Origin of the sequence: Massilia phyllosphaerae, assembly GCF_034659755.1 — a bacterium.
GTDB lineage: Bacteria > Pseudomonadota > Gammaproteobacteria > Burkholderiales > Burkholderiaceae_D > Telluria > Telluria phyllosphaerae.
In genome coordinates this window covers 184,995-199,235 of the sequence record NZ_JAXSQX010000008.1, presented here as the reverse complement: position 1 = coordinate 199,235, position 14,241 = coordinate 184,995, and the positions used below count along the sequence as shown (strand labels likewise).

10 protein-coding genes are annotated in these 14,241 nt (G+C 64.8%); 6 read left to right on the top strand and 4 right to left on the bottom strand.

Going from position 1 to position 14,241, the window contains the following annotated elements:
* Positions 1 to 18: 18 nt before the first annotated feature.
* The 5 genes from U1H99_RS25990 (at position 19) to U1H99_RS25970 (ending at position 7,473) form a co-directional block, all read left to right on the top strand.
* Positions 19 to 1,809: an acyl-CoA dehydrogenase C-terminal domain-containing protein gene (locus U1H99_RS25990; protein WP_323144573.1), complete on the top strand. Its 1,791-nt coding sequence runs from the start codon at positions 19 to 21 to the stop codon at positions 1,807 to 1,809.
* A 149-nt stretch (positions 1,810 to 1,958) separates the two neighbouring features.
* Positions 1,959 to 4,355 (top strand): 3-hydroxyacyl-CoA dehydrogenase/enoyl-CoA hydratase family protein, encoded by a 2,397-nt coding sequence (locus U1H99_RS25985; protein WP_323144572.1) that lies wholly within the window; start codon positions 1,959 to 1,961, stop codon positions 4,353 to 4,355.
* Positions 4,356 to 4,395: 40 nt separating this feature from the next.
* Positions 4,396 to 5,592, top strand: a complete 1,197-nt coding sequence (locus U1H99_RS25980; RefSeq protein ID WP_323144571.1) for an acetyl-CoA C-acyltransferase — start codon at positions 4,396 to 4,398, stop codon at positions 5,590 to 5,592.
* A 154-nt stretch (positions 5,593 to 5,746) separates the two neighbouring features.
* Positions 5,747 to 6,520 (top strand): enoyl-CoA hydratase, encoded by a 774-nt coding sequence (locus tag U1H99_RS25975; protein ID WP_323144570.1) that lies wholly within the window; start codon positions 5,747 to 5,749, stop codon positions 6,518 to 6,520.
* 131 nt (positions 6,521 to 6,651) lie between these two features.
* On the top strand, positions 6,652 to 7,473 hold the full coding sequence (locus U1H99_RS25970; RefSeq protein WP_323144569.1) for an IclR family transcriptional regulator: 822 nt from the start codon (positions 6,652 to 6,654) through the stop codon (positions 7,471 to 7,473).
* Positions 7,474 to 7,588: 115 nt separating this feature from the next.
* Here the strand turns inward: U1H99_RS25970 and U1H99_RS25965 are convergent, their stop codons facing one another.
* Entirely contained in the window at positions 7,589 to 8,044 is a 456-nt protein-coding gene (locus U1H99_RS25965) for a PaaI family thioesterase (protein WP_323144568.1), read from the bottom strand.
* 199 nt (positions 8,045 to 8,243) lie between these two features.
* Between U1H99_RS25965 and U1H99_RS25960 the strand changes: the two genes are divergently transcribed.
* Positions 8,244 to 9,908: a long-chain fatty acid--CoA ligase gene (locus U1H99_RS25960; protein WP_323144567.1), complete on the top strand. Its 1,665-nt coding sequence runs from the start codon at positions 8,244 to 8,246 to the stop codon at positions 9,906 to 9,908.
* Positions 9,909 to 10,045: 137 nt separating this feature from the next.
* Here the strand turns inward: U1H99_RS25960 and U1H99_RS25955 are convergent, their stop codons facing one another.
* The 3 genes from U1H99_RS25955 to U1H99_RS25945 form a co-directional block, all read right to left on the bottom strand.
* Complete coding sequence (locus U1H99_RS25955; protein ID WP_323144566.1) at positions 10,046 to 11,134, bottom strand: porin; 1,089 nt, start codon at positions 11,132 to 11,134, stop codon at positions 10,046 to 10,048.
* 220 nt (positions 11,135 to 11,354) lie between these two features.
* Positions 11,355 to 12,536: an acyl-CoA dehydrogenase gene (locus U1H99_RS25950; RefSeq protein ID WP_323144565.1), complete on the bottom strand. Its 1,182-nt coding sequence runs from the start codon at positions 12,534 to 12,536 to the stop codon at positions 11,355 to 11,357.
* Positions 12,537 to 12,560: 24 nt separating this feature from the next.
* Entirely contained in the window at positions 12,561 to 14,189 is a 1,629-nt protein-coding gene (locus U1H99_RS25945) for an electron transfer flavoprotein-ubiquinone oxidoreductase (protein ID WP_323144676.1), read from the bottom strand.
* Between the last annotated feature and the right edge of the window lie 52 nt (positions 14,190 to 14,241).

The window sequence follows — 14,241 nt, the reverse complement described above, 5'->3', positions numbered from 1 at the left end:
CTTCGTCAGGAGATCAACATGGGTCAGTACGTCGCGCCACTTCGGGATATGCAGTTCGTTCTGCACGAGTTCCTGAACGTCTCGGAAGAATACAAGGGCATGCCCCGCTACGAAGACGTCGATGCCGACATCATCAATCAGGTGCTGGAAGAGGGTGCGAAGTTCACCCAGGAAGTGCTGTTCCCGCTGAACCACACCGGTGACCGCGAAGGCTGCCACTACGACGCCGCCACCAAGACCGTGACCACCCCGAAGGGTTTCAAGGAAGCGTACAAGCAGTACGTCGAAGGCGGCTGGGCGGCATTGGCTTGCGATCCGGAATACGGCGGCCAGGGCTTGCCGGTAGCGCTGAACAACTCGTTCTACGAGATGCTGAACTCTTCGAACCAGGCCTGGTCGATGTACCCGGGCCTGTCGCACGGCGCCTACGAGTGCCTGAAGGAACACGGCACCGACGAGCAGAAATCGGCCTACCTGCCGAAGCTGGCCTCGGGCGAATGGACCGGCACCATGTGCCTGACCGAAGCGCACTGCGGCACCGACCTGGGCCTGCTGCGCTCGAAGGCCGAGCCGCAGGGCGACGGCACCTACAAGATCACCGGCTCCAAGATCTTCATCTCGGCCGGCGAGCACGACGTCGCCGACAACATCATCCACCTGGTGCTGGCACGCCTGCCGGACGCGCCGGAAGGTTCGAAAGGCATCTCGCTGTTCCTGGTGCCGAAGTTCCTGCCGACCGCCGACGGCCAGCCGGGCGAGCGCAACCCGATCTTCTGCGGCGCCATCGAAGAAAAGATGGGCATCCACGGCAACGCCACCTGCCAGATGAACCTGGACGGCGCGGTCGGCACCCTGATCGGCCAGCCGCACAAGGGCCTGAACGCGATGTTCGTGTTCATGAACGCCGCCCGCCTCGGCGTCGGCATGCAGTCGCTGGGCCTGACCGAAGTCGCCTACCAGAACGCGCTGACGTACGCGAAAGACCGCATCCAGATGCGCAGCCTGTCGGGCCCGAAGGCACCGGACAAGCCGGCCGACCCGATCATCGTGCACCCGGACGTGCGCCGCATGCTGCTGACCGGTAAAGCCTATGCCGAAGCCGCACGCGCCTTCTCGTCCTACGTCGCGCTGCAGATCGACCGCGAACTGCACCACCCGGACGAGGACGTGCGCAAGGACGCCGCCGACGAAGTCGCGCTGCTGACCCCGATCATCAAGGCCTTCATCACCGACAACGCCTGGATCGCCACCTCGGAAGCGCTGCAGGTGTACGGCGGCCACGGCTACATCAGCGAGTGGGGCATGGAGCAGTACGTGCGCGACGCCCGTATCAACATGATCTACGAAGGCACCAACACGATCCAGTCGCTCGACCTGCTGGGCCGCAAGATCCTGATGGACAACGGCGCCAAGCTGCGCAAGTTCGGCGAGAAGATCAAGTCCTTCGTCGAAGAGAACGGCCTGGACGAGAACCTGTCCGAGTTCATCACCCCGCTGGGCGAGCTCGGCGAGAAGGTCAGCAAGCTGACCATGGAAATCGGCATGAAAGCCTTCCAGAGCCCGGACGAAGTCGGCGCCGCTGCCGTGCCTTACCTGCGCGTGGTCGGCCACCTGGTGTACAGCTACTTCTTCGCCCAGATGGCGAAGATCGCACTGGCCAAGCTGGACTCGGGCGACAAGTTCTACGAGTCGAAGCTGGCGACCGCACGCTTCTACTTCGCACGCCTGTACCCGGAAACCGCGATGCTGATCCGCCAGGCGCGTTCGGGTGCGAGCAACCTGCTGGCGCTGGACGCGGATCTGTTCTAAGCACGACCATCACGTACAACGACGTACATCGACGTACACCCGCTACATTGAACCGTCATCCCCGCGAAGGCGGGGATCCAAGTTTGCAGCATTGCCACGAACTTGGGTTCCCGCCTTCGCGGGAACGACGAATCACAAAGGATAACGATATGTCCAACTTCATCGTCAAAAAAGTCGCCGTGCTGGGCGCCGGCGTGATGGGCGCGCAGATTGCCGCGCACTGCGTCAACGCCAAGGTCCCGGTCGTGCTGTTCGATTTGCCTGCAAAAGAGGGCAACAAGAACGGCATCGTCCTGAAAGCCATCGAGAACCTGAAAAAACTGTCGCCGGCCCCGCTCGGCAACAAGGAAGACGCGTCCCTGATCGAAGCTGCCAACTACGAGGACAACCTCGACCTGCTGGCCGGCTGCGACCTGATCATCGAAGCGATCGCCGAGCGCATGGACTGGAAGCACGACCTGTACAAGAAGGTCGCGCCGCACATCGGCGCCAACGCCATTTTTGCATCGAACACCTCGGGCCTTTCCATCGGCAAGCTGGCCGAAGGTTTTGATGAAGAACTGAAGGCGCGCTTCTGCGGCGTCCACTTCTTCAACCCGCCGCGCTACATGCACCTGGTCGAGCTGATTCCGACCCCGTCGACCCGTCCGGAAATCCTGGACCAGCTGGAAACCTTCCTGACCTCGACCCTGGGCAAGGGCGTGGTGCGCGCCAAGGACACTCCTAACTTCATCGCCAACCGCGTCGGCATCTTCGGCATGCTGGCCACCATCCACGAAGCCGAGAAGTTCGGGCTGTCGGTGGATGTGGTCGACGACCTGACCGGCGCCAAGCTGGGCCGCGCCAAGTCGGGTACCTTCCGCACCGCGGACGTGGTCGGCCTGGACACCATGGGCCACGTGATCAAGACCATGCAGGACACCCTGCAGGACGATCCGTTCTTCGGCGTCTACAAGACCCCTGAAGTATTGACCCGCCTGATCGAGAAGGGCGCGCTGGGCCAGAAGACCGGCGCCGGCTTCTATAAAAAGGTCGGCAAGGACATCCAGCGCCTCGACTTCGCCACCGGCGACTACGTGGCGGGTGGCGCCAAGGCTGCCGACATCGTCGGGCGCATCCTGAAAGAAAAGGACCCGGTCAAGAAATTCAAGGCGATGCGCGAATCGTCGAACCCGCAGGCCCAGTTCCTGTGGGCGATCTTCCGCGACGCCTTCCACTACATCGCCTTCCACCTCGACACCATCGCCGACAACGCGCGCGACGTCGACTTCGCGATGCGCTGGGGCTTCGGCTGGAGCGTCGGTCCGTTCGAGACCTGGCAAGCCGCCGGCTGGACCCAGATCGCGCAGTGGGTCAAGGAAGACATCGAGGCCGGCAAGGCGCTGACCGATGCGCCGCTCCCGGCCTGGGTATTCGAAGGTCCGGTCGCCGAGAAGGGCGTGCACACCGCCGAGGGTTCGTACTCGGTGACCAGGAACGCCTACGTGCCGCTGTCCGACCTGCCGGTGTATCAACGCCAGCAGTTCCGCGCACCGGTCGTCGGCAGCACCAACGCCGATCCGAAGACCGCCGGCACCACCGTGTTCGAGGACGAATCGGTGCGCCTGTGGCACTCGGACGACGAGGTGCTGGTGATCTCGCTGAAAACCAAGATGCACGTGATCGGCGATGGCGTCATCAAGGGCCTCAAGCGCGGCATGGAAGAAGCGTCGAAGGGTTACAAGGGCCTGGTGATCTGGAATACCGACGCGGCCGAAGGCGGCGCGTTCTCGGCCGGCGCCGACCTGCAATCGGCCCTGCCGGCCTTCATGACCGGCGGCGCGAAAGCGATGGAACCGATCGTGCGCGAGCTGCAGGACACCTTCATGCAGATGAAGTACTCGAACATCCCGGTGGTGGCTGCCGTGGCGGGCCTGGCCCTGGGCGGCGGCTGCGAAATGGCGCTGCATGCGTCGAAGCGCGTGGCCTCGATCGAGTCCTACATCGGCCTGGTCGAAGTCGGCGTCGGCCTGGTGCCGGCCGGCGGCGGCCTGAAGGAAGCGGCGCTGCGCGCGGCGAACGAAGCCAAGGGCAACGACATCCTGCAATTCCTGAAGACCGGCTTCACCAATGCGGCCACCGCACAGGTATCGAAATCGGCGCTGGAAGCCAAGGCGATGGGCTACCTGAAGGAAGACGACGTCATCGTGTTCAACCCCTACGAGCTGCTGCACGTGGCGAAGGTGACCGCGCGTGCGATGTTCGACGCCGGCTACCGTGCGCCGCTGCGCCGTCCGGTCCCGGTGACCGGCCGCTACGGCTGGGCGACCATCCGCGGCCAGCTGGTCAACATGCGCGACGGCGGCTTCATCTCGGCCTACGACTACCACCTGGGCGATACCATCGCCGAGATCGTGACCGGTGGCGACATCGACCAGGGCAGCTATGTTTCCGAACAGTGGCTGCTGGACATGGAGCGCAAGGCCTTCATCTCGCTGCTGAACAATCCGAAGACCCAGGAACGCATCATGGGCATGATGCAGACCGGGAAACCGGTTCGCAACTGAGCGGTCCGCAACTAAGCCTCGGATAATAAGGACTACTGACATGAGCAAACAACTTCAAGACGCATACATCGTTGCAGCGACCCGCACCCCGATCGGCAAGGCGCCGCGCGGCATGTTCAACAAGACCCGCCCGGACGACCTCTTGATCGCCGCGATCAAGGGCGCGATGGCAGCCGTGCCGAACCTCGACCCGGCGCTGATCGTCGACGCCGTGATCGGCTGCTCGTTCCCGGAAGCCGAGCAGGGTTTCAATATCGCGCGCCAGGCCGTGGTCATGGCCGGCCTGCCGAACACCGTCGGCGGCGTCACCGTCAACCGCTACTGCGCCTCGGGCATTACCGCCCTGGCGATGGCCGCCGACCGCATCCGCGTCGGTGAAGCCGACGTCATGATCGCCGGCGGCGTCGAATCGATGTCGATGGTGCCGATGATGGGCCACCACCCGTCGATCAACATGCGCGTGTTCGACGACGAGAACGTCGGCCTGGCCTACGGCATGGGCCTGACCGCCGAGAAGGTCGCCGCCCAGTGGAAGGTGTCGCGCGAAGACCAGGACGCCTTCGGCCTGGAATCGCACCGCCGCGCCATCGCCGCCCAGCAGGCCGGCCACTTCAAGGACGAGATCACCCCGGTCGAGATCACCACCCGCACGCCGAACCTGACCACCGGCCAAGTCGACGTCAAGCAGCGCACCGTCGACACCGACGAAGGCCCGCGCGCCGACGCCAGCATGGAATCGATGGCCAAGCTGAAGCCGGTATTCGCCGCCAAGGGCAGCGTGACGGCAGCGACCTCGTCGCAGATGTCGGACGGCGCCGGCGCGCTGATCGTCGTCAGCGAAAAGTTCCTCAGGGAGCACAACCTGACCCCGCTGGCCAAGTTCTCCTCGTTCGCCGTGCGCGGCGTGCCGCCGGAGATCATGGGCATCGGCCCGAAGGTCGCGATCCCGGCCGCGCTGGCCGCCGCCGGCATCACCCAGGACCAGCTGGACTGGATCGAGCTGAACGAAGCGTTTGCAGCACAGGCGCTGGCCGTGATCCGCGACCTGGGCCTGGACCAGTCGAAGGTGAACCCGCTGGGCGGCGCCATCGCCCTCGGCCACCCGCTGGGCGCCACCGGTGCCATCCGCGCCGCGACCGTCGTGCACGGCCTGCGCCGCACCAACCAGAAGTACGGCATGGTGACCATGTGCGTCGGCGCCGGCATGGGTGCGGCGGGCATCATCGAGCGCGTGTAAGTTTCAGGTAGCACGTGAATAGAGAAGGGCGCTGCGGGAATACCTCAGCGCCCTTTTTTCCACCACGTCGTTCCCGCGCAAGCGGGAACCCATGCTGAGTACCCGAAGCCGATCGGCTCAGCGATATAAGAACGCATAACGGAGCACCGACATAATGGACATCCAAACCACCACCGCCAACGGCATCCTCACCCTCGAATTCAACCGCCCGGAGCGCAAGAACGCCATCACCGGCGCCATGTACAGCACGCTGGCAAGCGCCCTGCGCAACGCCGAACAGGACCCATCGGTGCGCGCCATCCTCATCACCGGCAAACCCGAGATCTTTACCGCCGGGAACGACCTCGACGACTTCCTCAACAACGTCGGCGTCGGCGCCATGACCGAAGACCGCCCGGTGTTCCAGTTCATGCAGGCGCTGGAAGGCTGCAGCAAGCCGGTCATCGCCGCGGTGAGCGGCCTGGCGGTCGGCATCGGCACCACGCTGCTGATGCACTGCGACCTGGTCTACGCCGCCGACAGCGCCAAGTTCTCGATGCCCTTCACCCAGCTCGGCCTGTGCCCGGAATTCGCCTCCTCGCTGCTGGTCGCGCAAGCCGCCGGCCATGCGCGCGCCGCCGAAAAACTGCTGCTGGGCGAAGCCTTCCCGGCCCAGGAAGCTTTCGAGATGGGCATCGTCACCAAGGTGCTCCCGGCCGCCGAACTGCTGGCCTTTGCGCAGGGCCAGGCCGCCAAGCTGGTGAAACTGCCGCCGGTATCGGTCCGCACCACCAAGGCGCTGATGAAGCGTTCGCGCGCGGCGCTGGTCAAGGAAACGATCGCGGTCGAGAACGAGCGTTTCAGCGCGATGCTGACCGGCGCCGAGGCCAAGGAAGCGTTTACGGCCTTTTTCGAAAAGCGCAAGCCGGACTTCAGCAAGTTCGACTGAGCACCTGTGGGCCGCACAGCGCGCAAAGCGTTGCTGCGGCCCCATTTCGTTTTTCTGAGCGAAACAATCCCGTGTAAAATGGAATGTCCAGAATGCGTCCTGCATTCGCCACTTCGAGGCCCGGGTATTCCATGCAAGTCAACCAGCCAAGCAGCATTCTCCCCGCCGATGGCGCCGACGACGCCGTCGAGCCGTCGCGCAATGCCGAGGACCGTTATTTCATCACGGCCCTGGCGCGCGGACTCGAGGTGCTGTCGTGCTTCCGCTCGGCCGACAAGGGCTTGACCAACCAGCAGATCGCCGAACGCTGCGGCTTGCCGAAATCGACGGTCACCCGCTTCACGTATACATTGACCCGCCTCGGCTACCTGGTGCAGGACGACGAGACCGGCCGCTACGGCCTCGGCACCGCGACCCTGGGCCTGGGCAGCGCGATGCTGGCGCGTCTCGACATCCGCCAGCTGGCGCGGCCGATGATGCAGGAGCTGGCCGATTTTTCCGGCACCACGGTGTCGATCGCGGTGCGCGACCGCCTGTCGATGATCTACGTGGAAGTCTGCCGCAGCACGGCGGCGCTGTCGCTGTCGGTGCAGGTAGGGTCGCGCATGCCGCTGGCGGCGTCGGCGATCGGGCGCGCCTACCTGGTGCGGGCGCCGGAGCAGGAACGCAAGGATATCTTCGAGCGCTGCCACGAACTCGACGAGATGGCGTACCAGAGCCTGCGCCAGGGCTTCGACAAGGCCCTGCGCGACCAGGCGCAATACGGCTGCACCACCGCCTTCGGCGAGTGGCAGAAGGAAGTCAACGGCATCGCGGTCGGTTTCCTGCCGATCGGCGGCAACCAGATCATGGCGATCAACTGCGGCGGGCCGTCGACCAGCGTGTCGACCGACTTCCTGCTGAACGAGGTGCGTCCGCGCCTGATCGAGATCGCCAAGCGCCTGGAATCCTGATTCGTCCTGTTTAGAGCTGCTAACACAAGCTCCAGGGCAAGGCGCATCGTCGAAGGCAGTACGCTAGTACGGCAAGGCGAATGCAACGCCGCCATGGGGCTTGTGTTAGCGGCTCTTAATAGCCTGCGGCCAGCTGCTCCGGGGTCAGCGGGTCCATCGTCGCGAACACGCCGCTGCTGCGCAGGATGCGTTTTTCGCCGACCTGCAGCCAGCCGTTGGCAAAGGCCATGCGCCGTCCGATACGCTGCACCTCGACATGCCCTTCGAGCCAGTCGCCGGGGCGCGCCGCATCGAGGAAATCGTTGCTCAGGTTGACCGTGACGAAGGAATGGCGGCCGTCGCAGGCGATCGCCAGGCCGATGCCGAGCGCGCAATCGGCCAGGCTGGCCAGCATGCCGCCGTGGGCGATGCCGCGCATGTTGGTGTGGCGCTGCTCGACCCGCAGTGCGATCACGATCCGCTCGCCGTCACGGCGCAGGTAGAGGGGGCCGAGGGCGGCGGCATAGGGGCCGCCGCGCTGCAGCGGTTCGAATCCGGGCGGGACTGGCTCGGCGTCGGCTTGATGCGTCATCTGGTACGGCTTCCTTGTTTTACGTTTTATATGTTCGTTCTGCACAGTAAAACAAGAGACTGGCACTGTCAACGGTGTGCCCATCCCCCGTAATGACGCGCTGTGCTCGCGTTTACAATCTTTTTTGGCACTGCTAGGATCGTCTCCAGCGAAACCACGTTTCTCGATGCGGTATTAAAAACGACTAGGAGACACCCGCATGTCGCAGCGCCATTTCGCGGCCTGGCCCAAGGGCTTGCCGCGCCACTTGTCCGCACCGCGGACCAACCTGTTCTACAACCTCGAGGTCTCGAGCACGCGCTATCCGGACAAGCCCTTCTTGCTGTTCTACGATACGCCGCTCACCTACGCCGAATTCAAGGGCGAGACCGAGCGCATCGCCGGCTACCTGCAGCAGCATTGCGGCGTCCGGCAAGGTGACCGGGTGCTGCTGTACATGCAGAACAGCCCCCAGTTCATGCTGGCCTACTATGCGATCCTGCGCGCGAATGCCGTGGTGGTGCCGGTCAATCCGATGAACCTGACCGAGGAGCTGCGCCACTACGTGAGCGACACCGGCGCCGCCGTCATCTTCGCGGCGCAGGACTTGCTGCCGCAGGTCGCGCCGCTGCTGGAGCAGGGCCTGCGCCACGCCGTGGTGGCGACGTATGCCGATTACCTGAAGCGCCCGACCGACCTCAAGGTGCCCGACTTCGTGACCGCGCCGCGCCGCGACCTGGGCGACGCCGGCGGCGTGGTGGCATGGCACGCCGTGCTGGCGCAGGACTGCGTGCCCGGCCCGCTGCTCGCGGGACCGGACGACCTGTGCGTGATGCCCTACACCTCGGGCACCACCGGCAATCCGAAGGGCTGCATGCACACGCATGCTAGCGTGATGTTCACCGCGGTAGGCGGCATGCAGTGGTTCGGTTCGCAGCAGGACACGGTGACGCTGGCGGTGCTGCCGCTGTTCCACGTGACCGGCATGCAGGGCGGGATGAACGGGCCGATCTTCACCGGCGCCACCGTGGTGCTGATGGCGCGCTGGGACCGCGACACGGCCGCCGAGTTCATCCGCCGCTACCGGGTCACCGCGGTGCAACTGATCTCGACGATGGTGGTCGACCTGCTCTCGAGCCCGCGCGTGGGCGAGTACGATCTGTCGAGCCTGACCCGCATGAGCGGCGGCGGCGCCACCATGCCGGACGCGATCGCGCGCAAGCTGCAGGACCTGCTGGGCATCCCTTACGTCGAGGGCTACGGCATGTCGGAGACCATGGCGCCGACCCACATCAACCCGGGCGCGCAGCCGAAGAAGCAGTGCCTCGGCATCCCGATCTTCGACGTCGACGCGCGCGTGGTCGACCCGGACACGATGCGCGAACTCGCGCCCGGCGAAGTCGGCGAGGTGGTGGTGCACGGGCCGCAGGTGATGCAGGGTTACTGGAACAATCCGCAAGCCGACCGCGAGACCTTCGTCGAGATCGACGGCAAGCGCTTTCTGCGTACCGGCGACCTGGCGCGGCTCGACGAGGAGGGCTATTTCTTCATGGTCGACCGCCTGAAGCGCATGATCAACGCGTCCGGCTACAAGGTCTGGCCGGCCGAGGTCGAAGCGCTGATGTACCGCCATCCAGCGATCCGCGAAGTGTGCGTGGTGGCCTGCGTCGACCCGCGCCGCGGCGAGACGGTCAAGGCGGTGGTGGCGCTGAAGGATGGCTTCGGCGACAGCGTGCGCGAACAGGACATCGTCGACTGGGCGCACCAGAACATGGCCGCCTACAAAAGCCCGCGCATCGTGGAGTTCTGCGAGACGCTGCCGAAGTCGGCGACCGGCAAGGTGCAGTGGCGTGCGTTGCAGGGGCGCCCGGCGGAGGTCGAGTAAACCACGTCGCCCCTGCGAAGGCAGGGGCCCAATCTAGCGGCGTTCCGGTAACGCAGGCAGAACTTGGGGAAATGGTGCTGGGAGCACCATTTCGCCTCCGCGGGGACGACGGTGCTCGATGAGCGCTGTAATGCCGCTCAGAAGAAGTGCATCACCCCGGTAGTGATCCGGTTCGCCGAATCGCTGCCCACCGACACGAAACCCTGCGCCAGGTTGATCTGGGTAGCGCTGACGACGGTATCGGTGCGCGCATGCCCGATCGAGGCATAGCCGGTGGTGCGCTTGCTGAAGGCGTACTTGGCGATCGCGATGTACTGCTGCGAATCGTCGTGGGCGTCGCCGGTGTGGCGGGTGTTGTAAACGGCGCCGGTCAGGGTGACGGCCGGTGCCACCGGGACGTCGATGCCGACGCCGAACACGCTGATCTTGCGGTGCGTGGTGTCGACTTCGTTGGTGGAATAGGTCGAGCGCAGCGAGAAGCCGGTGCCGGTGTAGCGCGCGCCGAAGGCCCAGGATTTCAGCTCTTCGCTGGCGGTGATGTTCTTCAGGCGCGCATACACGGCGGACGCGCCGAACGGGCCGGTATGGTAGAAGGCCGAGACGCCTTCGTACTTGTTCTTCTGGGTCGAACCGGGTTGCTCGCCGAAGGCGCGCATCAGGCCGATGCCGAAATTCTTCCAGTAGGGCGACACGTACTTGATCGAGTTACTCTGGCGCAGGGCCGAGCCGCCATTGTTGGCGCCGTAAGCCCCGTAGACGGCGGCGTTGTTCAGCGCCGAGAACAGCACGTTGGGGCTGGTCGCCGCGAAGGCCAGGCCCATCGGGTCGGCCATGCCGACCGAATTGATGCCGAGGATGTTCTGGCGGCCCAGGGTGAGGGCGCCAAAGTTGCCCGCCAGGCCGACCGTCGCTTCGCGGTCGAACAGGCTCGTGCTCGACGGCGTACCGGTCGGCACGCCGGCCCCGCCGGTGTCGTTCAGCAGCGTGCCTTCGAGGTTGAAGCGGGCCTTCAAGCCGCCGCCGAGATCTTCCTCGCCGCGGAAGCCCCAACGCGACACCTGCATCTGGCCGGCTTCGACCGTGGTGCGGCTGCCGTTGCTGCCGCTGTCGTTGATGACCCGGGTGACGCCGGCATCGATGATGCCGTAGATGGTGACGGCGGATTGCGCCGAGGCGTTCGACATGCAGGCGCCAAGCACCGCCAGCGCGATGAGAGTCTGTTTCATGGGTGTCTCCTGGTTTTATGTTTTATGCGGCACGGTTTTGCTTGATAAAACCACTGCCGCGTTATTGAAACTGTATTTTTTCCTGTAAGTACTGTCAACAGGAATTACTCAGTAAAACAACAGCTTAGCAACAGGGAAGACTAGGGTCGGCGTGCGATCCCGCACACTGTTCCGGGTGGGAACCCGTGTGCTGCGATACGAAACGGATGGCGGGGCGGGGTTACTGGAAAGCCTGGATGCCCGTCTGCGCGCGGCCCAGGATCAGCGCGTGGATGTCATGCGTGCCTTCATAGGTATTCACCACTTCCAGGTTGACCATGTGGCGAATGATCCCGAATTCGTCCGAGATGCCGTTCCCGCCCAGCATGTCGCGCGCCAGGCGCGCCACGTCCAGCGCCTTGCCGCAGGAATTGCGCTTCATGATCGAGGTGATTTCCACGGCTGCGGTGCCTTCGTCCTTCATGCGGCCCAGGCGCAGCACGCCCTGCAGGCCGAGGGTGATTTCGGTCTGCATGTCGGCCAGCTTCTTTTGCACCAGCTGGTTTGCGGCGAGCGGCTTGCCGAACTGCTGGCGGTCGATGACGTACTGGCGTGCCGTGTGCCAGCAGGCTTCGGCGGCGCCGAGCGCACCCCAGGCGATGCCGTAGCGGGCCGAGTTCAGGCAGGTGAACGGGCCTTTCAGGCCGCGCACGTCCGGGAAGGCGTTTTCTTCGGGGCAGAACACCTCGTCCATCACGATCTCGCCGGTGATCGAGGTGCGCAGGCCGAACTTGCCGTGGATGGCGGGCGCCGACAAGCCCTTCCAGCCTTTCTCGAGCACGAAGCCGCGGATCGCGCCCTCGTCGTCCTTGGCCCAGACCACGAACACGTCGGCTACCGGGGAGTTGGTGATCCACATCTTGGAACCGCTCAGCAAATAGCCGCCCTCGACCTTGCGCGCGCGCGTGACCATCGAACCCGGATCGGAGCCGTGGTTCGGCTCGGTCAGGCCGAAGCAGCCGATCCACTCGCCGGTGACGAGTTTCGGCAGGTATTTCTGTTTGGTCGCTTCGCTGCCGAACTCGTAGATGGGGACCATCACCAGCGAGGATTGCACGCTCATCATCGAGCGGTAGCCGGAATCGACGCGCTCGACTTCGCGCGCGATCAGGCCGTAGCTGACGTAGTTCAGGCCCGGGCCGCCGTACTGCTCGGGGATGGTCGGGCCGAGCAGGCCCAGCTCTCCCATTTCGCGGAAGATGCTGGTGTCCATGGCTTCGTGGCGGAAGGCGTCGAGCACGCGCGGCTGCAGCTTGTCCTGGCAATATGCGGCGGCGGCGTCGCGCACCATGCGCTCGTCATCAAGCAGCTGTTCGTTCAGCAGCAGCGGGTCGTCCCAGTGGAATGCGGTTTTGTTGGCCATGATGGTTTCTGTTTCAGTAGTGGGTTACATGTTCGGATAATTCGGTCCGCCGCCGCCTTCCGGCGTCACCCAGACGATGTTCTGGGCCGGGTCCTTGATGTCGCAGGTTTTACAATGCACGCAGTTCTGGGCGTTGATCTGGAGGCGATCCTGGCCCGCGTCGGTTTTCACGAACTCGTACACGCCGGCCGGGCAGTAGCGCTGCTCGGGCCCCGCATAGGTGGCCAGGTTGACATTCACCGGCACGCTGGCGTTTTTCAGCGTCAGGTGCACCGGCTGGTCTTCGGCGTGGTTGGTGTTCGAGATGAATACCGAGGACAGGCGGTCGAAGGTCAGCTTGCCGTCCGGTTTCGGATACACGATCGGCGTGAACTCGGACGCCGGGCGCAGGCACTCGTGGTCTGCATGCTTGTGGCGCAGCGTCCATGGCGCCTTGCCGCGGAACAGGATCTGGTCGATGCCGGTCATCAGCGTGCCCAGATACAGCCCCTTGCTCATCCACGGCTTGAAGTTGCGCGCCACGTGCAGTTCCTCGTGCAGCCAGGACTGTGCGAAGGCGGCCGGATAACTTGTGAGCTCGTCGTGCCGGCGCTCTTCGCCCAGCGCGGCAAAGGCGGCATCGGCGGCCAGCATGCCGGTCTTGATGGCGCCATGGCTGCCCTTGATGCGGCTGACGTTGAGGAAGCCGGCGTCGCAGCCGATCAGGGCGCCGCCCGGGAACACCGTCTTGGGCAGCGATTGCAGCCCGCCCGCGGTGATCGCACGCGCGCCGTACGAGATGCGCTTGCCGCCTTCGAAGAAGCCGCGGATCGCCGGGTGGGTTTTATAGCGCTGGAATTCCTCGTACGGCGACAGGTACGGGTTCTGGTAGGCCAGGCCGACGATGAAGCCGACCGCGACCTGGTTGTTGTCCAGGTGGTAGAGGAAGGAACCGCCGTAGGTGGAAGCATCCAGCGGCCAGCCGGCCGTGTGCACCACCAGGCCCGGCTTGTGCTTGGCCGGGTCGATTTCCCACAGCTCCTTGATGCCGATGGCGTAGGTCTGGGGATCCTTGCCTTTGTCGAGTTCGTACCTGGCGATCAGCTGCTTGCCGAGATTGCCGCGTGAGCCTTCGGCGAACAGCGTGTACCTGGCGTGCAGTTCCATGCCGAGCTGGAACGCGTCGGTCGGTTCGCCCTGCCGGTTCACGCCCATGTTGCCGGTGGCGACACCCTTGACCGAACCGTCGTCGTTGTACAGCACTTCGGCCGCCGGAAAGCCGGGGAAGACCTCGACGCCCAGCGCTTCCGCCTGCTGGCCCAGCCAGCGCACCACGTTGGCCAGCGAGACCACGTAGTTGCCGTGGTTGCTCAGCGCCTTGGGCAGCATGAAGGCGGGCGTGGCGCGGGCGCCGGTCTCGCTCAGGAACAGGAAGCGGTCCTCACTGACCGGGGTGTTCAGTGGCGCGCCGCGTGCCTTCCAGTCCGGGAACAGCTCGCTCAGCGCGCGCGGGTCCATCACCGCGCCCGACAGGATATGGGCGCCGAGCTCGCCGCCTTTTTCCAGCACGCAGACCGATACCTCGCGGCCCCGTTCCGCCGCCAGCTGTTTCAGGCGGATCGCACTTGCCAAGCCGGCGGGACCGCCGCCCACGATCACGACGTCGTATTCCATGGCCTCGCGCGGGCCGTATTGTTCAAGCAGATTCATGATGCATCCTCAACGC